Below are 305 nucleotides of genomic sequence, written 5' to 3'. Positions count from 1 at the left end.
GGCGTTGGCGGCGTTGTTGTCGCGGCTGGGTGCGGGCACGGACATCCCGGTCGGGACGGCGCTGGCCGGGCGCACCGACGAGGCGTTGGACGATCTGGTCGGGTTCTTCGTCAACACGCTGGTGCTGCGTACGGACGTGTCGGGGGATCCGACGTTCGGTGAGCTGCTGGAGCGGGTCCGTGAGACGAGCCTGGAGGCGTTCGCCCACCAGGACGTGCCGTTCGAATACCTGGTGGAGGCGCTGGCGCCGGCGCGGTCGATGGCCCGGCATCCCCTGTTCCAGGTGATGCTCACCATGCAGAACA

The 305-nt window shown here is 68.9% G+C and carries 1 protein-coding gene; it reads left to right on the top strand.

The features are described from left to right. Window positions 1–305: condensation domain-containing protein (locus tag ACYF6T_RS44755; protein ID WP_461703734.1), on the top strand; the 305-nt coding region annotated here is incomplete at both ends.

Source organism: Streptomyces sp. 7R007 (assembly GCF_054850255.1).
This window is presented reverse-complemented; position numbering and strand designations above follow the sequence as displayed.